We start from the raw sequence: 24034 nt of genomic DNA on the forward strand, positions 1-24034 counted from the left end.
AGCTAGCTGATGATGAAGTAGGGGTCCCAGGCGCAGTAGCCGAGAATCTTGTTGTGCTGGTCCACGATCATGAACGACCAGTTGTACCTCAGGTTGCTGCAGGCCTTGGCGGCACGCGCGCTCCAGTAGTAGGCCGTGACCATTTGCTGGAATGGCTGCTCGCAGTAGCTGCCCGGAGGGTTGCTGTTGTTGATGATGGGCATCGGGGTGTTCGGCGAGACATTGGCGGTGAGTTGATCCAGGTAGACATTCCTGTCTGTGGTGGGGTCGGGATTGGTCTGGGTGTACTGGTACAGGATTGCCGCGTACTTCATGTCCTTGGTCAGGGTGGTGGTGCGCCAGTGAACGTAGTCGTCCTGGTTCAGATCCACCGAGAGCTCGGCAGTGCCTTCACTGTTGCTGCCGCCGCTGACGTAGTTGCGGGTGGTGTACATGCAGACCACCTGGTCGGAAACCCGGGTAGACGAGTCGGGCATGGTGAAGCTGTACAGTTGAGTCGGCTGGTTGGGGTCCTGGCTCAGGCCTTTTTTGAATACGCCCTGTTCGTTGCACTGCAAGATGGTGAGGACATCGATGACGATCATGATGTCGACGACTTTTTCGTTTTCGTAGCTCATATCCAGCTCCCTGCTGTCAGGTTGGGCGCCCGGTTGTCCAGGCGCATGGGTAATCACCTTTCCGGGGTGCGACCACCGAGCATCGGGTCTCTGGCCCGGTATTCCGACAACGGGCTGGATGCACTTCCATGAAGTCGCGAGTGGAATCTAGATCGCCGGTATCCAGAGTCAAATCAGCAGGCGGGAAAAACGACGACGCTGGACGAGTGGTATCGCTTCGCCAGCCTGCAGTGCCTCATCGCACAGGGAGTCCTGTGCCGTTGTCCCGCATCGCGCCGCAGGCCGCCACAGCCGCGCGTTGGCGGTTTATCATGCGCTGTCGTCAACCCCGAGCCCGGGTCGGCGGCCTCTCTCTCGCCCAGCCCGGAGGCGCCCGCCATGCCCGATTCCTCTGCCATGCCCATCGCCGAATTTCCCGTGTGCCACGCCCGTGGCGGCACCTCCACCGGGCTGATCCTGGCCCGGGAAGATTTGCCCGAGGACGAGGCCCTGGTGGAGGAGCTGCTGCGCCACCTGATGGGCGTGCCCCTGGCAGGCGAGTGGCCGGGCAATAACCAGATCACCGGCCTGGGGCGGGGCGGCCCCACCAGCAACAAGGTGTTCATCGTCGAGCGTCGCCCCGGCGAGACGCGGATGATCAGCACCCTGGCGCAGTTGGCGGCGGGCAAGAGCGCCATCGACTGGAGCGTTAACTGCGGCAACATGTCGGCGGCCCTGCCGCTGTACGCCTGGCAACGGGGCTGGCTATCACCGGAAGTCGATGACGGCCGGATCGAGATCTTCAACAGCAACACCCAGACCACGATGCGCGCGCGCCTGGGCTTCCACGCCGGCCGCTTGCTCAGCGACACGCGGATTCCCGGGGTCAACGGCCAGTTCCCCGGGGTCGACCTGTTCCTCGATGACCCGGTAGGCGCCAAGACCGGGGCGCTGTTTCCCACCGGGCAGCGGGTCGACCTGCTCCACGGCGTCCCGGCCACCTGCATCGACGTGGCGGTGCCCATGGTGATCGTGCGGGCCGCGGACCTGGGCAAGACCGGCCAGGAAACCCCGGCACAGCTGGACGCCGACCCGCTGTTCAAGGAGCGCCTGCTGGGGCTGATGGTCGAGGGCGGCCTGCGCATGGGACTGCGTGGACGCGATGGTCACCTGTTGACGGCCGAGGAACTGCGGCGCAGCGAAACCATTCCCAAGATCTGCATCGTCAGCCCGGCCTGTGACGGCGGCGATATCGCCACCCGCTACTTCACCCCGCAGAATGCCCATCCGTCCCTGGCGGTATCCGGCGGCTGCTGCCTGGCGGCGGCCTGCCTGGCCGAGGGCACCGTGGCCCAGCAACTGCTGGCCCAGCCCCGGCAACTGAGCGTGACGGGACGTGAGTACCCGCTGGCCATCGAAAACCCCGCCGGCACCCTCGAGACCCTGATCAGTGCGCGCTTGCATGAGGGGCAGTTGCTGATCGACGGCGCCGCCTACCGACGCAGCGCGCAGATTCTGCTGCAGGGTCTGACCCCGCTCTACAACGCCTCCCCGGAATTGGCCCGGGCACTCCTGTAGCCGCTGCCGCAGGCTGCGCACGGGCGCGCAGCGGCCGCCCCATGAGATGGTTCGGCGGGTCGCTGAAGGCCCTGCGGGCCTTGTCGCAGCTTCGCAGGCTCAGCAGCGGCTACACGCTGGGTTCAACGCTCCGGCAGGAAGGGTGGTACCCGCTGCTGCAATAGCTGGATCAGCTGCGGGTCCATGAACTCGTAGTCATCGGGAATGTTCAGGCACACCACCTGCTGCGCGTGCAGCTGGGCCTTGAAGCGCTTGCGCAGCTTTTCCCGGTGCCGGGTTTCCATCACCAGGATCAATCCGGCCCATTGCACCAGCTCCGGGCCCAGGGGCACTTCGGCGTCGTGGTTGAGACCGGCGGAGGCGGTGGTGATTCCCGGCCAGTCGGCGAACATCTGTTCGGCGGTGGGACTGCGCAGCTTGTTCTGGCTGCAGACGAACAACACATTGAGCATTTGCCGAACTCCATGGCACCTGCGCCCCGCCATCAGGGGCGGGGCAAAAGCGCAATTTTTCGGGGCTTTTGCCCTGCTGTCCAGCAACTTGTGGCTCGCCGCAAAGTTTGCGCTGGTCAGCGCAAGTTGCTCGCCCGGTGCCCGGGCTGCGAAACTGTCGGCCCTTCTACCGCTGCGCCTACTCCATGACTGCTGCCATGTTCACTTCCCCCCACCTGGGCCTGGCCCTGCGCCGCTGGCGCCTGCTGCACCGGGTCAAGCAACAGCACGCCGCCGAACTGTTCGGAGTGGCGCAGTCGAGCATTTCCCGCTGGGAAAACGGCCAGCAGGCCATGGAACCGGCCGAGCGGGCGAAGCTGGAGCAGTTGCTGGCGGCCAACCTCAGCGCTGCCGCCGACCAGGCCCTGGCCCGGCTGGTGAACGACAGCCCGCGCGCGGTGCACCTGGTGTGCGACCTGACTCATCGCCTGCTGGCCAGTTCGCCGACCCGCGCCGGGCAGTTCGGCGTACCACTGAGCGAGCTGCTGGGGCAGTCGCTGTGGGGCTTCTGCACCGAGGAAATCGTGCGCAAGGAAGCGGCTCTCGATGACCTGGGCTGGCGCGAAGTGCTGGCGCCAGCGGCGCTGGAGTTCTTCAGCGGGCACAACGGGTCGGCCATCGTGCCCATCGCCCCAAGCCAATGTCGCTGGACCCGCCTGAACCTGTCCGATGGCAGCGCGGTACGCCTGGTCGAAACTCTCTGAAGCTGGGCCACGGATATTTTATCCGTGGACCGTGCTCCTGCTGCCGACTAGTCTTGCTGCCCATCGCCCACTGGCTTGTGCTACGGGCGTCCATCCCTTGCAGCAGGCTCCTTCATGAACAGCGAACTTCTCACCGGCCGCCTCGAGTTTCTCCGTGAAGCGGAACGGCTCAAGGATGTGTTGCGCAGTGCCCACACCTCCAGCGGTCGCCAGGAAAGCACCGCCGAACACAGTTGGCGCCTGTGCCTGATGGCGCTGTTGCTGGAGGACCAGCTGGAGGATGTGGACCTGCTGCAGGTCCTGAAAATGTGCATCGTGCATGACCTGGGGGAAGCGCTCCATGGCGACATCCCGGCGGTGGAGCAAGCGGCCCATCCGGACAAGGGCCAGCAGGAGCGCGAAGACTTGCAGACCCTCGCCAGCTGCCTCGACGCTCCGGCCCGCCAGCGCCTGCTGGGCCTGTGGGACGAGTACGAGGCTGCCAGCTCGGCCGAGGCTCGTACCGTCAAGGCGCTGGACAAGCTGGAGACCCTGTTGCAGCACAACCAGGGACGCAACCCCGCGGATTTCGACTATGGGTTCAACCTCGACTACGGTCGTCGCTACACCAGTGCCAGTCCATTGTTCGAGGCCCTGCGCGAACAGATCGACCGCGACACCCAGCGCCACCTCGCTGCACGCAAGTGATACCTGAAATTATTGTTTATCGAGAGCCTTATGACCCTGATCATCAGAAACGAACAGCCGAACGACATCCCGGCCATCGAACAAGTGACCCGTGAAGCCTTCCTCAGCGAAGCCCACTCCAGCCATACCGAGCAGTACATCGTCAACGCCCTGCGCAACGCCGGCGTGCTGACCTTGTCGCTGGTGGCCGAAGACAACGGCGTGGTGATCGGCCACGCGTCGATCTCCCCGGTGACGTTCAACAATGGCCAGACTCGCTGGTATGGCTTGGCGCCGGTGTCCGTGGTGCCGGCGCGCCAGGGCCAGGGAATCGGTTCGCGCCTGATTCGCCAATTGCTGGAGCAATTGCAAGGTCAGGGCGCGGCGGGTTGCGTGGTCCTGGGCGACCCTGGCTATTACTCGCGGTTCGGCTTCGAGGCCGGGCAGGGGCCAGTGCTGGCCGGCGTGCCTGCCGAGTACTTCCAGGCGTTGTCGTTCATGGGGCCGTGTCCGGTCGGCGAGGTCAGCTTCCACCCGGGGTTCGATGCCCAGGGCTAATGGCCGCACGGGGAGCTGATCAGAACAGCTCCTGCAGCGTTCGCTCGATGCTCGTGTTCGAGACTGGAGCGCCGTCCTGAGCGCCTGCGGCCGGTGCATTGTCGCTCTTGAACACTTCCAGGGCCGTGTTAGGCGCGTCCGCAGTGGTGGCAGTGCCATCCTGCAGGCGGATGCGCCGGGTGACGATGCCCGCCGGTTCGGGCTGGGAATAGGGTGCCTTGCCCGCCAGGGCCCGGCCCATGTAGTCCATCCAGATTGGCAGGGCGATGGTCACTCCCCATTCCCGGCGGCCCAGGCTTTGCGGCTGGTCGAAACCGGCCCAGACGCTGGTCACGTAGTCACCGTTGTAGCCGGTGAACCAGGAGTCCTTGGCCTCGTTGGTGGTGCCGGTCTTGCCGGCGATGTCCGGCCGCCCCATGGCGGCGGCAGCGCGCCCGGTGCCGCGCTTGATCACGTCCTGGAGCATGCTGGTCAGCAGGTAGGTGGTGCGGCCATCCATCACCTGTTCGGCCACGGCCGCAGGGGCAGGGTTGCGGGTGCTGGGGGCGCAGCGCGGTTTGGCCGCGAAGAGCAGCTGGCCATTGCGGTCCTCGATACTCTCAATGAGGTAGGGCGTGACCCGGTAGCCGCCGTTGGCGAACACGCTCCAGCCCGCGACCACTTCCATGGGCGTCACCGAGGCCGTGCCCAGGGCCAGGGACAGGTTGCGCGGCAGATCGCTGGCGGCGAAACCGAAACGGCTGATGTAGTCGATGGTCGGATCGATGCCCATGGCCTGCACCAGGCGGATCGCGATCATGTTCCGCGAGCGGTACAGGGCCTCGCGCAAGCGGATCGGACCGAGGAAGGTGCGGTTCTCGTTTTGTGGGCGCCAGGCGGGGCCGGCGTAGTCGGGGCCCAGGACGATGGGCGCGTCGTTGACGATGCTCGCCGGGGTAAAGCCGTTGTCCAGCGCTGCGGCGTAGATGAAGGGCTTGAAGCTCGAACCTGGCTGCCGCCTGGCCTGCAAGACGCGGTTGAAGTGGCTCTGCTGGAAGTCGAAGCCGCCCACCAGGGCGCGGATCGCGCCATCTTCCGGTGCCACCGACACTAGCGCGCCCTGGGCCTTGGGCACCTGGCTGAAGGCCAGCCGCCGTGCATCTTGTTGTTCGACGCGGATCACATCGCCCACCTTGACCAGATCGGCCGGTCGCGCGGGTGCGCGGCCCAGTGCATTGTGGCTGATGAAGGGCCGGGCCCAGGCCATGGTCGACCAGGGCACGGCGTGTTCCTGGCCACTGCCATCGACGATCACCAGGCTCTGGTCCAGGACCTGGGTCACCGCCACCGCCCTGAGGCCGCCCAAGGTCGGGTAGGCTTGCAGCGCTTGTGGCCAGTCCGGCCTCGGTGTACTGCGCAGGCGGGCCTCGGGGCCGCGATAGCCGTGGCGCCGGTCATACACCTTCAAGCCTTTTTGCAGCGCGCTGTTGGCCGCCTCCTGCAATGGTACGGTGACCGACGTCACCACTCGCAGGCCACGGGTGTAGGCCTGCTCGCCGAAACGCTCGACCATCTGCGCCCGGGCCATCTCCGCCACGTAGGGCGCGTCCACCTCGGGTTCGGGCGCGTGGTAGCGGGCCGTGAGCGGCTCGGCCAGGGCTGCCTGGTAGCGGGCGGCATCGAGGCTACCCAGCTCGTGCATGCGCCCAAGGATCCAGTCCCGGCGCTGCTTGGCCCGGGCTGGATTGTTGATCGGGTTGAAGCGCGACGGCGCCTTGGGCAGGCCGGCGATCATCGCCATCTGGGCCAGGGTCAGGTGCGCCACCGGCTTGCCGTAGTAGACCTGCGCGGCGGCGGCGATACCGTAGGCGCGCTTGCCCAGGTAGATCTTGTTGACGTACAGGTTGAAGATCTCGTCCTTGGACAGGCTGCGTTCGATCTGCAAGGCCAGCAGGATCTCGGTCAGCTTGCGCGAGAAAGTGCGCTCCTGGCTGAGAAAGAAATTCTTCGCCACCTGCATGGTGATGGTGCTGCCCCCGGAACGCACATGCCCGCTCCTGGCCAGTTCCAGGGCCGCGCGCAGCAGCCCCGAGGGATCGACGCCGGCGTGCTGGCGGAAGTTGCCATCCTCGGCGGCCATGAAGGCCGCGAGGAAGTCTTCGGGGATATCGGCGTTGGCGATGGGAATCCGGCGGATCTCGCCGAACTCGGCGATCAGCTTGCCCTCGTGGCTGAGGATCTGCAGCGGCTCTTGCAACTGCACGTCCTTGAGCGTCGCCACATCGGGCAGTTGCGGTTGCAGGTACAGGTAGGTGCCGCTGGCGCCGAGCACCAGCAGGCTGGCGATGGCCAGGGCGCACCAGCCCAGGTTCTTCAGTAGTCGCATCAAAGGTTCCTCGACTGCGGTTGGCGATTGGCCCGGCATGGGCCTCAAAGGGTTGCGCTGGCGGCGCGCCGTGGTTCGCCGAGCGCTGCCTGTTCCCCGGCGGCCGGCACGGCGTACTCGGCCTTGAGCCGGCCGCTGTCATCCAACAGCCAGGCGTCCATCACCTGGCGCACCACCGGGCCCGCCACCCGCGCGCCGGCCTCGCCGTTCTCGATCATCACGGCGACCACGATGGCCGGACGCTGGGCTGGGGCGAAGCCGACGAACAAGGCGTTGTCGCGGTGGCGTTCATGGGTCTTGGCGCGGTTGTAGCGTTCGCCCTGCTTGATCGCGACGACCTGGGCGGTGCCGCTCTTGCCGGCGATCCGGTACTGCGCGCCACGGGCCGCCCGGCGCCCGACCCCGCGCGGGTGGTGCATGACCATCTGCATGCCCTGGGTGACCTGGTCCCAGGTCTGCGGGTCCTTGAGGCGGATGTCCGGCAGCGGTTGCGGGTCGACCAGGGCCTGGCCGCCGACCGATAGCGCCAGGTGCGGCCGGTGCCAGATGCCCCGGCTGGCGATAAGACTGGTGGCCTGGGCCAGTTGCAGTGGGGTGACCTGCATGTAGCCCTGGCCGATCCCCAGGATCAGGGTTTCCCCGGGGTACCAGTCCTGGCGGCGGGTCGCGCGTTTCCACTCCGGGGACGGCATCAGCCCCGGCGACTCCTCGAACATATCGATGGACACCCGCTGCCCCAGGCCGAACTCGCTGAGGTAGTCGTGCAGCCGGCGGATACCCAGCTTGTGCGCCAGGTCGTAGAAGTAGGTGTCATTGGACCGCATGATCGCGTCGTACATGTCCACCCAGCCATCGCCGCCGCGATTCCAGTTGCGGTACTTGTGCTGGTAGTTGGGCAGTTCGTAGTAGCCGCGATCGAACACCCGCTGGCTCGGAGTGGTCACGCCGCTGTCGAGCCCGGCGACCACCACCATGGGCTTGATGGTCGAGCCGGGCGGGTAGAGCCCGCGCAGCACCCGGTTGAACAGCGGCATGTCGGCGGAGTCGCGCAGGGCGGCATAGGCCCCGGCGGCGATGCCCTTGACGAAGGAATTGGGGTCGAAGCTCGGGCGGCTGACCATGGCCAGCACCTGGCCGGTGGCCGGGTCCAGGGCCACCACCGCGCCCCGGCGCTCGCCAAGGGCGGCTTCGGCGGCGTCCTGCAGCCGTACATCGAGGCTCAGCACGATATCCCGGCCAGGCACGGGCGGGTGCCGGCGCAGCACCCGCATGACCCGGCCCTGGGCGTTGGTCTCCACTTCTTCGTAGCCCATCCGGCCATGCAGGGCGTCCTCATAGAATCGCTCGATACCGGTCTTGCCAATCAGTTGGCTGCGCAGGTAGGTGCCCGGATCGAGTTTCTTGTATTCCTGTTCGTTGATCCGCCCGACATAACCCACCGAGTGGGCGAAATGTTCCCCCAAGGGATAGACCCGGGAGAACTGTGCCTGGACGTCCAACCCCGGCAGATGGAACTGGTTCACCGCGATCAAGGCGATCTGCCGTTCGCTCAGGTCCGGCAGCAGCAACAACGGCTCGAAGGCCCGCCCCGGGCGTCGCAGCAGCTTGGCGATCCGCGCCTGCTGCCCGGCATCCAGGCTGAGGACCCGGCTCAGGCGGGCGATGACCGGCGCCACGTCGCCGGCCCGCTCGCGGGTGAGGAACAGGTTGAAGGTCGGCACGTTGCCCGCCAGCAGCACCTTGTTGCGGTCATACACCAGGCCCCGGGGCGGCGGGATCGGGCGCAGGTGGATACGGTTTTTCTCGGACACCGCCACCTGGTAGTCGTGTTGCGTCACCTGCAGGACATACAGCCGGCCCACCAGCGCGCAGGTCAGGACGATCACCAGCACGGCGCTGGCGATGATTCTTGTCCTGACAATCCGGTGATTGTCGTCCCGGTCGTGGAATGTGTTCAGCTCTGGCATTAAAAAACCTGGTTGCTCGCAAATGTCCGGGTACCGCAGTGCGCGGTCGTCGATGGGAAGGTTGGTTGTGGTCGGTGGCTCGTCCCGTGGCGTCGAGACCCCGGTCTATCCGGGCGGTGGTGGGTTACGGGTGCAGGCATCGTGCGCAGGCCGGCGTCAGCTGCGGTCCGGGGCGACAGTGTTCAGGCGCAGGGTCTCGGCCATGATCCGGCTGAACACCGGTGCGGACACCAGGCCACCAAAGAATCCGCGCTTGCGCGGGTTGTCCATGACCACCACCACCACGTAGCGCGGTTCGTTGGCGGGAGCGAAACCTGCGAACATCGCTCGGTAGGATTTGTCCAGGTAGCCCCGGGTTCGCGCGCCGGTCTTCCTGGCCGTGCCACTCTTGCCCCCCACCCGGTAACCCCGGACCTGGGCGCGATAGATGCCCCTCGGTCCTTCGACCACCTGGACCAGCATGTCCTTGACGCTGTTGGCCACGTCGGCCGCGATGACCTGGACGCCTTGAGGCGCCGTAGAGCGCCGCAGCAGCGAAACCGGCAGGCTCACACCGCCATTGGCCAGGGTGGCGTAGGCCCTGGCCAGTTGGACGGCGGTGACCGAGACGCCATAACCGTAGGCCAGGGTCGCGGTTTCGCTGGGGCGCCACACCTGGCGTGAGGGCAGCACGCCCAGCTGTTCGCCGGGAAACTGCAGGCCTGTGGGCTGGCCCAGGCCGACCCGTTGCAGCAGGTCGTGGATCTTCTCGGCACCGATGTCGAACGCCACCTTGCTGATCGCCACGTTGCTCGACCTGACCAGGATGCCGGTCATGTCCAGGGTCTCGCCTGCGGTCCGGGATGCATCGCGAATGGTGTAACGGCCGACTTTCAAGGTGCCGGTGTCGACGTGCACGGTATCGCTGGCTTTCCAGCGCCCGCTTTCCAGGGCTGCCGCCACCGAGAAGGGCTTGAGGGTCGAGGCGGGTTCGAACACATCCACCACGGCGCGGTTGCGCATCAGCGACGGGTTGAGCCGCGAGCGATTGTTGGGGTTGTAGCTGGGCTGGTTGGCCAGGGCGAGGATTTCTCCGGTCCTGACGTCCAGGATCACCACGCTGCCGGCGTCCGCGCCGTTATCCTCGATGCCCTGGTGCAACTCGCGGTGGGCGACATATTGCAAGCGCAGGTCCAGGGACAGCGCCAGGCTCTGGCCTGGGCTGGCCAGGCGGGTGACGCCCAGGTCCTGGATCAGTTGTCCGCGCCGGTCCTTCAACACCCGTTGCTGGCCGTTGCGCCCACGCAAGACCTCGTCATAGGCCAGCTCGATGCCCTCGCTGCCCTGGTTGTCGATATTGGTGAATCCCACCGCGTGGGCGGCCATTGAACCGGCAGGGTAGAAGCGTCGCGACTCCTCCTGCGCGTAGATGCCGCCAAGCCCGAGTGCCTGCACCTGCTGCAGCATGTGCTCGGCCACCTCGGGCGCCAGGCGTCGATGCAGGTAGACAAAGGCCTTGCGGCGATTGCCCAGCAGCAAGGCCTCCAGCTGGGAAGCCGGCATCTGCAGGGCGCTTGCCAGGGCCGGCCAATGAGTTTGTTGGCCGAGCAGTTGCCGGGGGTCGGCCCAGAGGGTGGTGACCGGTGTACTCACCGACAGCGGTTCGCCGTATCGGTCGGTGATCAAGCCGCGGTACGCGGGAATGCCAAGGTGTCGCAGGCTGCGGGCATCGCCTTGCTTGATCAGGAAGGCCTTGTCGGACACTTGCAGCTGGATGATCCGCGCGCAGATCGCCAGCGCCAGGAGCGCCACGATGGCCACCGCCAGGCTGAAGCGCCAGGGCTGTCGAGTTGAGGGTGCTGGGGTCATGATCCAGTACTTCGTGGGCCCGCTGACGGGCAGTCGATGGGGGAAACGCATGGAGCTGCGCCTGGCTCTCGCCGCGCAGTCACTCGGTGAGCCAGGCCGGGCTGGGGATGTTCAGTACCTGGAGGATTCGCGCATTGACACTGCCAGTCAGTGGCAGCTCGCAGTCCATCTGGAACAGGAAGATCGCCAGGGCGGTCTGTTCACCCGCCACGCCATCGACCAGGCCCTGGTAGTAGTCCCTTTCGGCCAGCGCTTGCTGCAGCCGGCTGATGACCTGCTGGCCGGCAGCCGAACCTGCAGGCTGCGCCAGGCACAGAGGCTCGGCCGGCTCGCAAGGCCCCGCCTGGACGGGGGAGTTGCGGGGCGCCGCCTCCGGCAAGCCGGCCATTGCTTCAAGCGTGACGCCCAGAAGCACCATGGCTGCGAAGCGCTTGACGTGCTGTTTCATGTTTCAACCCCTGATATCCGAAGTGTTCCACCAGGCACTCGCTTGGCCTGCACTTGAAAACAAGTCCTGCGGATACGCCTGCCTTGCCTGAAAAGCCTTATCGCTCAGTCTGTTAGTGGGCAATAAATGGTTATGAAGGGATATTTTAAGAAGGGTAAAATATAGAGCAACGCACTAGCTGGGCTATCTGATATGAATTCAATTGATATCGAGGCGGTAGACCTCAACCTGCTTCGGGTCTTCATCGCGCTGATCGAGGAGGGCGGTGCCAGCCGAGCGGCCATCCGCCTCGGCGTCACCCAGCCGGCGGTCAGCGCCGCGCTCGGGCGCCTGCGGGAAATCTACGGCGATCCGCTGTTCGAGCGCACCGGGCGAGGCCTGCGCCCGACCACCCGGGCCAACGAGCTGGCGCCGCTGATCAGCGAGGCCATCGATCGTTGCCGCCTGGCCCTCAGCCTGTCGGTGGGCGGCCGGGAGACCCGCGGCCGGACCATCACCATCGGCCTTTCCGACGACAGCGAGATCGCCCTCGGGCAACAGATCCTGGCGGCGGTGGAGCAGCGCCTGCCCGGGCTGCGGATCATCTTCCGGCAGACCCACAGCGGCGTGGTGCAGGACATGCTGATGGGCCACAAGATCGATATCGCCATCAGCGCCGGCGGCTTCTCATCCCAACTGGTGACCCGCACCCGCCTGGGCCGGGGCAACTACCTGTGCATCGCCGATGCCCACAACTCGATCCCCCAGAGCGCCGCAGACTACGCGCAGCGCCCGCACCTGCTGGTGTCCTCGGCCGGCTATGTAGGCATCGTCGACGAAGGGCTGAACGCCGCCGGCTACAAGCGCACGGTCAAGGTCTCGACCTCGCACTTTGCCGCCGTGCCGTTCCTGCTGGTGGGCTCCAGCCTGATCACCACCGTGCCGACCCACGCCGCCCGGGCGATGGAAAGGATCACCTCGCTCAAGACCTTTCCCTGTCCCGTGCCGATGCCGTCCTACGAGCTGGAGATCGGCATGCGCGTGGGCAGCAAGCACGATGAAGCGATGCAGGTGGTCAAGGCGCTGATCCTGGATTGCATCAAGGAGCATTTCTTTTTGCAGTGAGGGGGACCTATTTACTCGGACGGATGTTAGAAAGCCGGAGTCGACCAGCTATCAGCGGCCCCACCTTCCAGCTTGGCTTTAATTTGAGTCGATTAATCGGCGGACATAATCCATTGGAAGTTCAGTCGCTTTGCGTTCCGGTACCTTGATACCCGGAAAGATCTTGGCCACGCCTATGGCCAAGGTCATACAGTCGTTGGAACCTAAGCTATAGCCTAGGAGCAACGGACCGGCGGAAGTCATGTTTCCGGCGATTTGCTCCATCGAGGGACGAGCGAGCGTGAAAGCCCTGTCGTAATCCCCTTGGTTGACGGCGAGAACCAGGCACTGCTCTTGAGCATGCGTATAGCGTTCCTCGGTAAGGTATCCCGAAACATTCGGGATCAGGCCGGTGTAGGTCAACAGGGTTTGCGCCAATGGGGCGCTCGTGGTGTGGCCGATGGTGTAGTAGGTACGGTGCCCGGAGACGGCGGAGCGAGTGCTGAAGGCGAGGAACATATGGCCGGGAACACTAGCTGTTCCCGATGGACGAGCACAGATGAGTATCTCGCGCTCAAGCCCGTCGGCATCTGATTTCACCCGCAGATCCAGTTCCTTGTGTGGACCGGCCTGTGCGGCTGCAGAGGCCAGCAGTGCAAGGACTCCGAGGGTACGGGTCAGTATCGGCTTGAACGGCATAGTAAGAGCTCCGTTAACACCAGGGTAAACAAACACGCTTGCCACCGATTTTGCCCAGTACCATTGGTCGTGGCTGGGGCAGAATCTGGCCCGGGTTGTTGAAGACTGAATTTGGCCCACCGAAGACTTGCTGGGGATTGTTGAAAAACGAATTGGGCCCGCCCAGCACCTGATTGGGATTATTGAAGACTGAATTTGGCCCACCCCATATCTGACCAGGGTTGCGAGCGAAAGAGTTGTCGCCGCCCCATATCTGGTCGGGATTGTGAATGACTGAGTTAGGCCCGCCAGCAATCTCCCCGAGGCTTCGTGCTACCCAACCGTTTTTACCAATCAGATCGTTGCTGTCACCAAAACATCCGCTGCCGCCAATGCCCTCATTGAAGCATTTTGTAAGCTCGCGCATGGTGAGGCGGCTAGCCATGCAGCCAGCAGCGGAATACGGTTCACCGCCTGTGGCGGCGACGCACTGAACTGCTATTTGCTGTTCGGGATTGAGATTCAAGGCCATCAGGTTGGTACCGGCACAGACTGCGGTAGCCGTGGGATCACCACCACTTTCGGCGGCGCATCGTATGGCGATTTGTTGTTCGCGACTGAGATTCTTGGTCACTAGGTCGCCAGCTGCGCAAGCGGCAAAGGCACTGGTATCGCCCTCTGAGTCATGGGCGCACTTAAGCACGGCCTTTTGATCATTCGACAGGTTCTTCCCGGCAAAAGCGTTGCCAGCGCAGCTGAAAAAGTCGTTGGTGTCGCCTTTTGACTGCATGGCGCACTGAGCGACGACTCGCTGGTCCTCTGACGCTTTGATCGACAATTGGCCGGCGGCGCAAGAGGCAAATGCGCCACTGTCTTTTGACTCTACAGCGCATCGTAGGACCGCCTGCTCCGACTGCCCCATGACACTTGGCGCAGCGCAGTTGGCAAAAGACTCGGGATCGCCGGCAGTCGTGCCGCATTGAATGATGGCTCGCTGCTCGGAACTAAGCTCAATGGCAGGTATCGTCAGGCCCGTACAACTGATGAAAGCTTCTGGGTTGCCCTTGGCACTGAGGGAACACTGGACAGCTTTGCGTTGACTCTCGGGGAGGGTGAGCCCGAAGTTTGGTGCGGCGCATTTGCTGAAGTCCAGAGCAGTGCGATTGCTGACGGCGCAGTCCAGAAGTGCCTGGTCGCGCTGGGGCAAGATGATTTTCTGACCTGCACAACCTGCGAAGCGACTAACGTCAGCACCTACTAGTCTTGCGCATTCCCTGGCCAGGTGCATTGGTTCACTCTGAAGCGCTGCCGGTAAGCCAAACTGTTGCGGTCCTGGAACCGGGCCTGACCAAGCGTCGAGTCCCATCTGTGGAAGCAGGGTGCAGGGCATGGGGCCCATCGGCCCCTGGCAGACGGGAGATCGTCCGAACGGGGTATTTACATTGCCGACGACATTTAGCTGTTGCAGATTTGGCGCCGCTGGTGGAGCTAGATTCATCGATTGTTGAAGAATGAAGACCTTCACCTGGGTACATGGTCCTGGTCCAAGCGGGCCCGCACAGATCGGCCCCATAGGTGTAGTGGTCAGAACTGGTAGAAGGATGGTGTTCTCGGCTTCGCTGGCCATGGCGATCCACATCGCTACGTCATAGCACGGACCTGGACCTAAAGGGCCGGAGCAGATTGGTCCTACTTGTGGATGGAAGTTTATTGGGGGCGCCATATGAATCATGGCCGCACGCTGCTGTAGTCCGATGTAGCGATTCACTGACTCACACATCGCCGGGCCGACCGGACCTTCACACATCGGCCCGAAGGTAGGGTCATTGCCGACCTGCATACCAATCGGTTTCATGCCGTAATAGCCTGGTGTCACTGGACTGGGTACGGGACCGGGAATGAATACAGGCGGGCCGCCCTGCGCTATTGAAGCGAAGAACAAAAGGATAAGCAGGACACCCATTGGTAGCGCAAACTTCTTACGCCCTTGAGCACCCTGTACTAGGTGGGGCGCATAACAATCCTTGTCCATGGGTAGCTCCTTGTTCGGTCTTATCTCGTACTTGAAATACGAGATAACGCGAGGAGAAAGGGACATGGCTTCTGGCCATATCGTGCAGCTTAGCAGCGCATCCAGGGACTGCTGACTTTCTACAAGTCTCTTTTGTAGAGGGCGACCTTGGACCAGAGTCCAATCCTGAGGACTGTCCCTGATGGCCAGGTTGGATTCGCTAAAAACGACTAGGCTTCGAGCAAAAACGAGCAAGGGCTCGTCACGCGCTGCCACCCTTCATTCGGGGCAGGCATTGCATGTACCGCAGGGAAGCGCAGATGACTGCTTTATCCTGGACCCAGGTCAGTGAACAATCCGGCGAACCATTGGAGTTCGGCGCCGCCCATGTGCGTTGTGCCTGGCGTCGGCACGTGAACCACTCGCACAAGTTTGCCAGCCTGGAACACGCCTTTATCGGCGCCGATTCGTTGCCGAAACTGCTGCAGGATGTGGACGGCAACCGCAATGCCCGCAACCACAAGGATCGCGGGGTAGCCTTGCTTGCCGCTGTCTGGTACCGCTCAGGGCCGTGGGCGATTCTGTGCGATGCGACGCATGCCACCCTGGTGCCTCGCGCCGCAGTCGAGGCACTTGCGGCCTGCGGGCAACGCGATGACCGTGTTACCGAAGCGCTACGGGTGCTTTTTGCGGCAGCGCCGGCGAATCTTCTGCGGACGCTGGACGATTCTTTTTATCGTTTGAATATCGGGCGATCTAATGCCTGAAAGTTGCACCTGCCTGCCTATCAACGCGGTTAAATCGCACGTTGTTTCAAACACCGAAGTTGAAAGCGATGGATATTCTTGGCCGGTTGCCTGAATAGCGTTGCACCGAATGCAATAACCATGAGGGAAACATCAGGAAGGTGCCACTTTCCGGCGTTTGGGTCATGCCGAAACCCGCTGCCAAACAGTCCTTGATGCGCATGCGCAGTGCCGGGTTGTAAGTCGAGGCGATCATTCCTCTGGGGTCGATGAACTCCAGATCGCCACCTACTTGCAATTGTTCTTCACGACCGCCGGTGTCGACCCAGTAGACCCCGGACCAGAATGCACCCGGATGGCCATGCAATGCATTGGCATGGCCTGCCTGATTGACGTTGACCCAGGCATTGATATTCCACTCGAAGTTGGGTTCGACCAGGCCGTATTGTTCGCTGTGCACCGCAGTGAGTTGGCTGGCGAAGTCCTTGGCGAATTGCACCAGGGACTCGCAAGCCGTTCCTCCCCAGAGGTTGAAATCGCTCGGCGATTGCCAGCCGCCGTCGTTGCTGTGCTGTGCGCCGCGCAGGTCCTGGGCCATGCGGCTGTCGATCAGGGCCTTGAGTTGCACATTCAGCGCTTGGGCATCGGGGTGGCGCAGGCTCGCTACCGGCGTGGCGAACAGATGGCGGATGTTGATCAGTTGCGGGTCCACGAGGGTGTTGGCGAAAGGCATGTAAATTCCATTTAAAGCGCCAGGATGGCTCTGGCTAGTTGCTGGTCCGAGAGCTGCGAGTCCCCCGTTACTTGGCGAATCCTGGCAAATGCCGCTTCAATGCGGACGCCGCGAATATCGCCGTCACTGGCGACGAATGCCGCTGCGTCATCCTTGGCTGCCAGAACAATCTTGTCGTCCTTGAACGAGCCGCTAGTGCCTTTGGAGGCACTCATGGTGAGGCTGACCGAGATGTCGGTGGTCATGACGAAACTGGTGGCTTGGGCATGCATGCTCATCAGGCCCAAAACAACAAATAGCAAGTAGGACAAGTGTGGAAGTTTCATTGGATCTACGAAGGTTAAGGTGGGGTTAAATTCGGGGGTGAACCCTACCAACGGGTAACCTTCGGGTGCTTCAGGGCTTTTGCTAAAGATTGTTAAAAAGTGCGATAGGCAGATGTTTTGAGGGCTCCCGGAAACTTCGAAGTTGCAGCTAAAGACTTTAATTAGTTGCTTGGCAGATATGCCTGATTTCGCCCTTGATTGGCGGTTTTCAGTTAGGTTTCGGTATTTTTCATGTCTTGGGCAGTCTGCTGCCCCGAGTCTTGGTTGGCCTCCTGCAACGCGCCATGGATCAGCGCGGCGAATGTGCCGGTCACTTCATCCAGCGTCTGCCGTGCGCGAACCACGGCGCCGGAAAGCGCTTCCCCAGCGCCCACCAGGCCGGTGCAGCGGCGTTCCAGTTCGGCGGTGGGCAGGGCGGAGTGCGGCTTGAGCACGGTCACGAACATCTGCACGCAATTTTCCAGCAACTCCTGGAATACCGCAGCCTTGTCGTTGCTGCCTGCCAGCGCTGCGCCGATGGCATAGAACTCGTCGGTCTTGTCTGCCGCACACCGGATGTAGGCGCTGGCCAGGACCTGAGCCGTCTCCTCCAGGCTGTGCGTGGCGCGGGACATGGCCTCGGTAAACGCGCTGACCCGCTCGGTGTCGATCCATTTGTAGAGCGCGATCAGCAGGTCCGAGCGAGTGCCGAAGTGATCGTAGACCACCGGTTTGGATACCCCGGCGCAAATGGCCAGGTGCCCCAGGGTCAGGCGGTCTGCGCCTTCTTCGCGCACCACCTGCAACGCGCTGTCGAGCAACTGCTGGCGCCGATCAGCCTTGGCCAGCCGACGGCTGGCTGCAGGTGTGGCGGGGGCGTCTTGTTGCATTCTGTCGGCTCCAGGGCAAAAACCTACCAATGGTAGGTTGTGGGTGGAATGTTCGTGCTAGGTTTCCTACCCATAGTAGGTTCATCCGCAAACCAGGAGAACACACCATGTCACTTGATCCTGTCTTGTTGATGGGCGGCTCTGGCGCCATCGGCCATCACGCTGCCCGGGCCCTGCGTGCCGCCCATCCCGATATTCCGCTGCTGATCGGTGGCCGCGACCTTACCAAGGCACAGCGCGCCGCCAAACACATGGGCGGGGCGCAAGGGGTGCTGATCGACCCCGCCGCCGATGACCTGGGGCTCGGCACACGTCGGGTCAGCGCCGTGGCGCTGTTCTACATGGACCATGCCCTGGCGGGGTTGCGTTACGCCCAGCAGCAGGGCGTGCCCCACCTGAGTATCTCTTCCGGAGTGTTCGAGATTGCACCGCAGATCGCCAGCTACATGCACCGGCCCGATGCCGCGCCCATTGTCCTGGGTTACGAATGGATGGTCGGCGCAACCACGGTCTCGACGCTGCACCTGGCCAGGGCCTTTGGCCGGGTGCACGACATCCGCATCCATGCCCTGGTCGATGAGCAAGACTCCGGAGGCCCGACGGTGGCCACGGATTTCGAGCACTTGAACAGCTTGTTGCCCGCGGCCCTGACCCGGCGCGACGGCGTCTACCTCTGGCGCCAGGCGGAGCAGGCCGAGATCCGTTTTCGCGCGGTGGACGGCACGGCCATCGAGGCCCGCGGCTTTTCGTCCATCGACGTGGTGGGCCTGGCCACGGCGACCGGGGCGCCCAATGTGCAGTTCAACCTGGCTGCCGGGGTGAGTTCGAGCCGGCGCCAGGGCGGGGCCATGTCCACCGAAATCATCATCGAACTGGCGGGTGAAGACCGCCACGGTGCAGCGCTGCGCACGCGTCACGCGGTGATTCACCCCCAGGGCGCGGCAACCCTCACCGGTCTTTGCGTGGCCCTGCTCCTGGAGCGTTTGCTGGGGTTGGGCGATCAAGCGCCCACCGCGCCAGGTCTGTACTTTCCTTACCAACTGCTGGACGCAAGCGAGTTCCTGCAGCGCCTGGCGCAAGAAGGAGGAGAGCTGCGCGAATTGCCGCTGTCATGAACTGCCGATGACAACGCAGTGTGCTGCCAGCGATCTGGCGCTCGGCGATGGGTCCATACGCACATCGACGATTCCCCGCAGGCGCTTGGCGGCCTGGGGTTACCTGCCTTGTGCGAAGGGCAGGGCATCGCTCATGGCGGGGCCTGGATCAGGGAAGGGGAGCAGCGCGGGCGGCGCAAGGAGCGCTCGCCCGCGTGAGGGTCATTGCGCCTTGAGGTAGTCGTTGAGGAAGGCCTGGGCATTGCCATAGCTGGACAGGTTGTCGTCATAACCCACCTTCAGCGGCTTGGCCTGGCCCGGCAGGTGCAGCTCGCCATAGCCTTCCTGGAGCACCAGCACTACGAACTTCTGGCCGTCGATCTGGGTGGAATAACGGGTGTCGCGGGAGGTTTGTTCCACGGTCATTTTCTGGATGCGCATGTTCCAGTCGTGGTCGACGTCTTCCACTTGTACCAGGGCCTGGTTGGCGTTGCGCTCGCCAATGCGCAGGGTCCAGACCTTCACCCCGTGCGGGCCGTTGTAGGCCACCATCTTGTCCGCCACTTGCGGACGTTCCTCGGCCTGGGCCATCCCGGCTACCAGGGCCAACGCCATGGCCCATGCGGCCGTCCATCGGCTATACAGCTGCATCCTTCACGCTCCTGCGACATTGAAAAGAAGCCGCTATTGAAGCCGGCGCTTGCTGCGCTGCCAAGTACTTTGACCACCACGCACACTCAAATGGGCTCTCGCTCACAGGTGGCGGTGCGCAATGAGTGAGTGGGTTACCATGCGCCACCGCACGCCAGGCAGTCATGGATACGCTTTGGCGATGCAATGCTGGAACCCTTGTCTCGCCCCCCCATTGCGCTCCGACCGGGCTGGCGCCCCGGCCCGTACCGGGGTGTTTGAACCCACCGCTTGCCGCATGATGCACGGCGCATCTGCGACCATCCGCCAGGGGCGGAGTGCGGCAACCCTGAGGACACCTCATGAGTAAATTGACTGCGTTGATTGCCGAGGCCAAGGCCGGGCTCAGCGTGCAGCAGAACATCCCCCAGGCCGCCTGGGAGGCCATCGCCCTGCAGTGCGACGAGGCGGAAATCGTCGAGATCAAGGCGCGTATCGCCTCGCTGACCGCCCAGCGCGAAGCGGTGGAGGAGTGGGATGGCGACACCCTGGATGACCTGTATTTCGCCATCGCCAACTTCACCCGCTTGTTGGCACTGGCCGTGGCCCATGGGCGCGGAGAGTGAGGGGCGGTTGACCGCACGACATTTGCTCGACGGCTTGAGTCGTGGATCGGGCCTATGTTCGCGTGGGGCTTTGCACAATGGACATAACCCGCGACGTTTTGAGCATTGCCCTGGTAGGCACAGCCGCCTAGCCTGCTGCGGTCGCTGCAAAATCAGCGACCGGGCCTGAGAACCCGATCAGATACAGGCACATTGTTGATCAGGGAGTTTCAATCATGTTTGCCGGTCATCTGCCCGATATATTCTGCCATTCGTTTATCTTCCCAGCGCTCAAGCGCAATCTCCGCCAGCCCATGGCCGGAGGTGTCCAATGAACTCAAGCAAGCCGACCCAGACCCAAGGATTTGTCACCTTCGGCAGCTGCCCCGAAACCGACCACAGCCTGTTTTGCGTCAACGCCGGAGTACCTCTGCAACAGGCGCTGGAGCAGGCTTCGACATTGCTGTACTACGCCAAGAAACTCGCGCTGGATGCCGCTATGGAAGAGCAGGGCGAGCGTTATGCCTGGGCTTCGCATTTTTTGGCTGAGATGGGGAAGGCGGTGATTGATGATGTGTGTTTGGGGTTGGGGAATGGAGAAAGTGAGGGCGTGATTCTGAGTTAGTGCCGCATGGTAGGGAGTTGATGGAAACGCCGCTTGTTGTTGGTTGATAAGCGGCGTTTGAATCGCCCCGAGTTTCATAGCTGCTTTCGAGCCTCAGGGATACCAGCCCAGTCCCAGTGAGACTGTCCGCTTTTGGCTGCTTGCTGCCCCTCACGACAGGCAGCAATCCGGCCAGAAGTGGACACTCAACGGTGCCTAGCAAAGCGAGGTGATTCCCTTTAATGATGAGATGCGCACATTGCTCGCCAGATTCTGTACGGATTCTGGGATGTGCTTATTGCCCTTTACAGTAAGGGATAAAGTTCGATCAACTCGTTCGCTTTGATCACTTGAACTAGCTCAGGCTCTCCCTCTGGTCGAGCGTTAAAGAGCAAATTAAAGTCGATAATATGGAGGAAAATAAATGAAATTTAATGAGGGTGACAGGGTAAAAATCAAGCCCCACTTGTGGTGGCCGAATGGCGGAGTTGGGGTGGTTTCGTTACCTTCAGAGTTTGTAAGGGAAGCCTTGGCGGGGGAGCTGGAGCTCACTGGTACTCAGCGAACTATTGCTGGAAAAGACAGAATTATTACCAGTGTATGGGTGGAATTTGAGAAGCCCACCATGGATTGCAGTGATGACGGCCCTTACCTTGGCGGGGAGGTTTCCATGGAGTATCTGGAGCGTATCTGAAGCGGAGCGGCGTATTTCCCGACCTGGAAGTATCCAGACTCACTAAGTGAGAGGGTGGGGCATAACTCCACCTCAACCCAACCCTCAAAACGTCGGCGGCGTGATCACCCACAACACCACCGCATCCTCCTCCCCGGGGTTCCCATACTTATGCGGCTCCTGGCTGGAGAACCTGAAGCTGTCCCCCTCGCTCAGTTGGAAATACCGTTCCCCCACCCACAGCTCGAAGCTCCCCGTCAGCACATACCCGGCTTCCTCGCCCTCATGGCTGTAGCTTTCCTTGCTGTAGGTGCCCGGGGGAAAGCGTGAGTGCAAGAATTCCAGTTGCTGGGTCGGTTGCGGGGTCAGCAGTTGGTCGACGATGCCGTTTTCGTAGTTCACCTGCAGCCGCTGTTTCTTGCGCACCACGTAGCCCTGGTCTTCGGGGGCGGTCTGGGTTTCGCTGGCGAAGAACCATTGGATGGTCACGCCCAGGCTGCGGGCGATGTTGAACAGGGCGGGGATGGAGGGGTAGGCGAGGTTGCGTTCCAGCTGGCTGATGTAGCCGGCGGTGAGTTCGCTCTGCCGGGCCAGTTCGCTCAGGGTCAGGCCGCGGCGTTTGCGCAGGCCGCGGATGCGCGTGCCGAGAAACTGCGGGCCGCCGGGGGAGCCCAGGGCCTCGGGCGCCAGGGCGGCGGGCGGCGTGTTGCTGCGGTTGTTCATGGCGGGCTCCGAACCGGGTAGGGGCGCGTCCGGCGCCCGTCCTGCAAAAGCCCTGGAGTATAAAGCAGGGTCAAATCTCCCAGGCGACTTTCAAGCCCTCGTGGATGGCTTCTTCGACGGTGCGCGGGGCCAGGCAGTCGCCGATGCGCTGGAAGGTCACCAGGCCCTTGAGCTGCTCCCCCAGGTCGTCCACCGGCTGGTGACCCTGGCACAGCACCAGGCTGTCGACGTTTTCCAGCAGCATCGGCTCGCCGCTGGCGGTGTGCTGCAGGTACACGGTGTTGTCGTCGCAGCCGTAGAGGCGGGCGTAGGGGATGATCGGCAGCCCCAGCTTGTGCAGTTCGCCGGCCAGTTGGTCGCGCACGTACAGCGGCAGGCTTTCGCCGCAGTGGGTGCCGTTGACCGCCAGTTGCACCTGGTGCCCGGCGCGCAGCAGGCGCTCGGCGATGCCCGGGCCGATCCAGTCGCAGCGCCAGTCGGCCACCACCACCGAGCGCCCGAGCTGGACTTCATCGCGCAGCACTTGCCAGGCGTCCACCACTTGCAGCTCGCCGGCGCGCTCGAAATGGGGCCAGTAGGGGCGGGCGCCGGTGGCGATGATCACGTGGTCGGGCTGTTCGCGCTCCACCAGGGCGCGGTCGACCCGGGTGTTGCGCACCACCTCGACCCCGGCCAGTTGCATTTCCCGTTGCAGGTTGGTGCTGGCGCCGCCGAATTCGCTGCGCCGGGGCAGCAGTTGCGCCAGCAGCACCTGGCCACCGAGCTGGGAGCCGGCTTCGTAGAGGGTCACCTGGTGGCCGCGCTGGGCGGCGACGGCGGCGGCCTTCATGCCCGCCGGGCCACCGCCCACCACCAGGATGCGTTTGCGCTGTCGGGCCGGCCGAGCCTGGGCGTACAGCAGTTCGCGGCCGGTTTCCGGGTGCTGGATGCAGGAAATCGGCAGGCCCTTGTGAAAGTGGCCGATGCACGCCTGGTTGCAGGCGATGCAGGCGCGCACGTCATCGACCCGGCCACTGTCGCTCTTGTTGGGCATTTGCGGGTCGCAGATCAGCGCCCGGGTCATGCCGCACACGTCGGCCTGGCCCTTGGCGAGGATGGCCTCGGCTTCCTGGGGCTGGTTGATGCGCCCGGTGACGAACAGCGGGATTTGCAGCGCGGCCTTGAAGGTCCCGGCTTCGCGGGCCAGGTAAGCCGCTTCCACCGCCATGGGCGGGACGATGTGCACGGCGCCGCCGAGGGAGGCCGAGGTGCCGGCGACGATATGCAGGTAGTCCAGCTGGTCTTGCAACTGTCGGGCGGCGGCCAGGGACTCGTCCTCGGTCAGGCCCTCGGGGTCGCGCTCGTCGGCGCTGATGCGCAGGCCGATGATGAAGTCGTCGGCGGTGCTGGCGCGCATGGCCGCCAGCACCTCGCGAATAAAGCGCAGGCGTTGCTCCAGCTCGCCGTTGTAGCCGTCGCTGCGGCGATTGACCCGCGGGTTGAGGAACTGTGCCGGTAGGTAGCCGTGGCTGGCCACCAGTTCCACGCCATCCAGGCCGGCCTGGTGCAGGCGCCGGGCGGCGTCGGCGTAACCCTGGATGATCGCGTCGATCATTTCCTGGTCCAGGGCCCGGGGCATGACCCGGAAGCGCTCGTTGGGCACGCCCGAGGGGGCGTAGGCCACCGCCAGCAGGCCGTCGGCGGACTCCATGATCTCGCGCCCCGGATGGAACACCTGGGACAGCACCAGCGTGCCGTGGGCATGGCAGGTCTCGGCCAGGCGCCGGTAGCCGTCGATGCAGGCATCGTCGGTGGCCATCAGCACATGGCTGGTGTAGCGCGCACTGTCGTGGACCCCGGCCACCTGCAACACGATCAGCCCGACCCCGCCTTCGGCCCGGGCCCGGTGGTAGGCGATCAACTGCTCGTTGACCAGGTTGTCGGTGGGCATCGAGGTGTCGTGGCCGCTGGACATGATGCGGTTCTTCAGGCGCTTGCCACGGATCTGCAACGGCGCGAAGAGGTGCGGGAAGGCGGTGGTCATGGCGCGGGCTCCAGG

General features: G+C 63.6%; 24 protein-coding genes. 10 read left to right on the forward strand and 14 right to left on the reverse strand.

The features are described 5' to 3' along the window. Positions 1 to 2: 2 nt before the first annotated feature. A complete protein-coding gene (locus LGQ10_RS01885; RefSeq protein ID WP_226524485.1) occupies positions 3 to 617 on the reverse strand; it encodes an AidA/PixA family protein in 615 nt (204 codons plus the stop codon). 378 nt (positions 618 to 995) lie between these two features. Here LGQ10_RS01885 and LGQ10_RS01890 point away from each other — a divergent pair, with 378 nt between their 5' ends. Beyond that, positions 996 to 2174 carry a PrpF domain-containing protein gene (locus tag LGQ10_RS01890; RefSeq protein WP_226524486.1) on the forward strand — a complete coding sequence of 393 codons (1179 nt, stop codon included), beginning with the start codon at positions 996 to 998 and terminating at the stop codon, positions 2172 to 2174. A gap of 122 nt (positions 2175 to 2296) precedes the next feature. Here the strand turns inward: LGQ10_RS01890 and LGQ10_RS01895 are convergent, their stop codons facing one another. Beyond that, complete coding sequence (locus LGQ10_RS01895; RefSeq protein WP_058433902.1) at positions 2297 to 2626, reverse strand: low molecular weight protein tyrosine phosphatase family protein; 330 nt, start codon at positions 2624 to 2626, stop codon at positions 2297 to 2299. Between the two features lie 197 nt (positions 2627 to 2823). Here LGQ10_RS01895 and LGQ10_RS01900 point away from each other — a divergent pair, with 197 nt between their 5' ends. The 3 genes from LGQ10_RS01900 (at position 2824) to LGQ10_RS01910 (ending at position 4593) form a co-directional block, all read left to right on the forward strand. Then, positions 2824 to 3369 carry a helix-turn-helix domain-containing protein gene (locus tag LGQ10_RS01900; protein WP_226524487.1) on the forward strand — a complete coding sequence of 182 codons (546 nt, stop codon included), beginning with the start codon at positions 2824 to 2826 and terminating at the stop codon, positions 3367 to 3369. 114 nt (positions 3370 to 3483) lie between these two features. After that, the gene (locus tag LGQ10_RS01905; protein WP_058433904.1) at positions 3484 to 4056 is read left to right on the forward strand and encodes an HD domain-containing protein; all 573 of its coding nucleotides are present in this window, start codon (positions 3484 to 3486) and stop codon (positions 4054 to 4056) included. Positions 4057 to 4086: 30 nt separating this feature from the next. Further along, positions 4087 to 4593: a GNAT family N-acetyltransferase gene (locus LGQ10_RS01910; RefSeq protein WP_058433905.1), complete on the forward strand. Its 507-nt coding sequence runs from the start codon at positions 4087 to 4089 to the stop codon at positions 4591 to 4593. 19 nt (positions 4594 to 4612) lie between these two features. On the opposite strand, the gene LGQ10_RS01915 is transcribed toward LGQ10_RS01910, so the two are convergent. The 4 genes from LGQ10_RS01915 to LGQ10_RS01930 form a co-directional block, all read right to left on the reverse strand. Beyond that, positions 4613 to 6961, reverse strand: coding sequence for a penicillin-binding protein 1A (locus LGQ10_RS01915; protein WP_226524488.1), 2349 nt, complete (start codon positions 6959 to 6961; stop codon positions 4613 to 4615). 41 nt (positions 6962 to 7002) lie between these two features. Next, complete coding sequence (mrdA, locus tag LGQ10_RS01920; protein WP_226524489.1) at positions 7003 to 8925, reverse strand: penicillin-binding protein 2; 1923 nt, start codon at positions 8923 to 8925, stop codon at positions 7003 to 7005. Between the two features lie 156 nt (positions 8926 to 9081). Beyond that, positions 9082 to 10773, reverse strand: a complete 1692-nt coding sequence (locus LGQ10_RS01925; RefSeq protein WP_226524490.1) for a peptidoglycan D,D-transpeptidase FtsI family protein — start codon at positions 10771 to 10773, stop codon at positions 9082 to 9084. A 79-nt stretch (positions 10774 to 10852) separates the two neighbouring features. Next, positions 10853 to 11221: a peptidoglycan-binding domain-containing protein gene (locus LGQ10_RS01930; RefSeq protein ID WP_226524491.1), complete on the reverse strand. Its 369-nt coding sequence runs from the start codon at positions 11219 to 11221 to the stop codon at positions 10853 to 10855. A gap of 192 nt (positions 11222 to 11413) precedes the next feature. Here LGQ10_RS01930 and LGQ10_RS01935 point away from each other — a divergent pair, with 192 nt between their 5' ends. Beyond that, a complete protein-coding gene (locus tag LGQ10_RS01935; protein WP_226524492.1) occupies positions 11414 to 12325 on the forward strand; it encodes a LysR family transcriptional regulator in 912 nt (303 codons plus the stop codon). A 78-nt stretch (positions 12326 to 12403) separates the two neighbouring features. Here the strand turns inward: LGQ10_RS01935 and LGQ10_RS01940 are convergent, their stop codons facing one another. Next, positions 12404 to 13003, reverse strand: coding sequence for a hypothetical protein (locus LGQ10_RS01940; protein WP_226524493.1), 600 nt, complete (start codon positions 13001 to 13003; stop codon positions 12404 to 12406). Between the two features lie 13 nt (positions 13004 to 13016). Then, positions 13017 to 15080, reverse strand: coding sequence for a hypothetical protein (locus LGQ10_RS01945; protein ID WP_226524494.1), 2064 nt, complete (start codon positions 15078 to 15080; stop codon positions 13017 to 13019). Between the two features lie 233 nt (positions 15081 to 15313). Here LGQ10_RS01945 and LGQ10_RS01950 point away from each other — a divergent pair, with 233 nt between their 5' ends. Further along, positions 15314 to 15760 carry a hypothetical protein gene (locus LGQ10_RS01950; protein WP_226524495.1) on the forward strand — a complete coding sequence of 149 codons (447 nt, stop codon included), beginning with the start codon at positions 15314 to 15316 and terminating at the stop codon, positions 15758 to 15760. A 46-nt stretch (positions 15761 to 15806) separates the two neighbouring features. On the opposite strand, the gene LGQ10_RS01955 is transcribed toward LGQ10_RS01950, so the two are convergent. From LGQ10_RS01955 to LGQ10_RS01965, 3 genes are all read right to left on the reverse strand, one after another. Further along, positions 15807 to 16472: a TIGR02466 family protein gene (locus LGQ10_RS01955; RefSeq protein ID WP_226524496.1), complete on the reverse strand. Its 666-nt coding sequence runs from the start codon at positions 16470 to 16472 to the stop codon at positions 15807 to 15809. Positions 16473 to 16483: 11 nt separating this feature from the next. Continuing rightward, positions 16484 to 16783, reverse strand: coding sequence for a DUF2388 domain-containing protein (locus LGQ10_RS01960; protein WP_226524497.1), 300 nt, complete (start codon positions 16781 to 16783; stop codon positions 16484 to 16486). Positions 16784 to 17010: 227 nt separating this feature from the next. Next, entirely contained in the window at positions 17011 to 17667 is a 657-nt protein-coding gene (locus tag LGQ10_RS01965; RefSeq protein WP_226524498.1) for a TetR/AcrR family transcriptional regulator, read from the reverse strand. A gap of 107 nt (positions 17668 to 17774) precedes the next feature. Here LGQ10_RS01965 and LGQ10_RS01970 point away from each other — a divergent pair, with 107 nt between their 5' ends. Continuing rightward, entirely contained in the window at positions 17775 to 18782 is a 1008-nt protein-coding gene (locus LGQ10_RS01970; RefSeq protein WP_226524499.1) for an NAD(P)-dependent oxidoreductase, read from the forward strand. 201 nt (positions 18783 to 18983) lie between these two features. Here the strand turns inward: LGQ10_RS01970 and LGQ10_RS01975 are convergent, their stop codons facing one another. Further along, positions 18984 to 19412, reverse strand: a complete 429-nt coding sequence (locus tag LGQ10_RS01975) for a hypothetical protein (protein WP_226524500.1) — start codon at positions 19410 to 19412, stop codon at positions 18984 to 18986. 341 nt (positions 19413 to 19753) lie between these two features. Between LGQ10_RS01975 and LGQ10_RS01980 the strand changes: the two genes are divergently transcribed. The 3 genes from LGQ10_RS01980 (at position 19754) to LGQ10_RS01990 (ending at position 21294) form a co-directional block, all read left to right on the forward strand. Continuing rightward, positions 19754 to 20017, forward strand: coding sequence for a hypothetical protein (locus LGQ10_RS01980; protein WP_226524501.1), 264 nt, complete (start codon positions 19754 to 19756; stop codon positions 20015 to 20017). A 310-nt stretch (positions 20018 to 20327) separates the two neighbouring features. Continuing rightward, the gene (locus LGQ10_RS01985; protein ID WP_226524502.1) at positions 20328 to 20621 is read left to right on the forward strand and encodes a DUF3077 domain-containing protein; all 294 of its coding nucleotides are present in this window, start codon (positions 20328 to 20330) and stop codon (positions 20619 to 20621) included. A 403-nt stretch (positions 20622 to 21024) separates the two neighbouring features. Continuing rightward, positions 21025 to 21294 (forward strand): hypothetical protein, encoded by a 270-nt coding sequence (locus tag LGQ10_RS01990; RefSeq protein ID WP_226524503.1) that lies wholly within the window; start codon positions 21025 to 21027, stop codon positions 21292 to 21294. 84 nt (positions 21295 to 21378) lie between these two features. On the opposite strand, the gene LGQ10_RS01995 is transcribed toward LGQ10_RS01990, so the two are convergent. Further along, positions 21379 to 21996 carry a cupin domain-containing protein gene (locus LGQ10_RS01995; protein ID WP_226524504.1) on the reverse strand — a complete coding sequence of 206 codons (618 nt, stop codon included), beginning with the start codon at positions 21994 to 21996 and terminating at the stop codon, positions 21379 to 21381. Positions 21997 to 22066: 70 nt separating this feature from the next. Beyond that, positions 22067 to 24019, reverse strand: a complete 1953-nt coding sequence (locus LGQ10_RS02000) for an FAD-dependent oxidoreductase (RefSeq protein ID WP_226524505.1) — start codon at positions 24017 to 24019, stop codon at positions 22067 to 22069. Between the last annotated feature and the right edge of the window lie 15 nt (positions 24020 to 24034).

It is taken from the genome of Pseudomonas sp. L5B5 (assembly GCF_020520285.1).
Lineage (GTDB): Bacteria > Pseudomonadota > Gammaproteobacteria > Pseudomonadales > Pseudomonadaceae > Aquipseudomonas.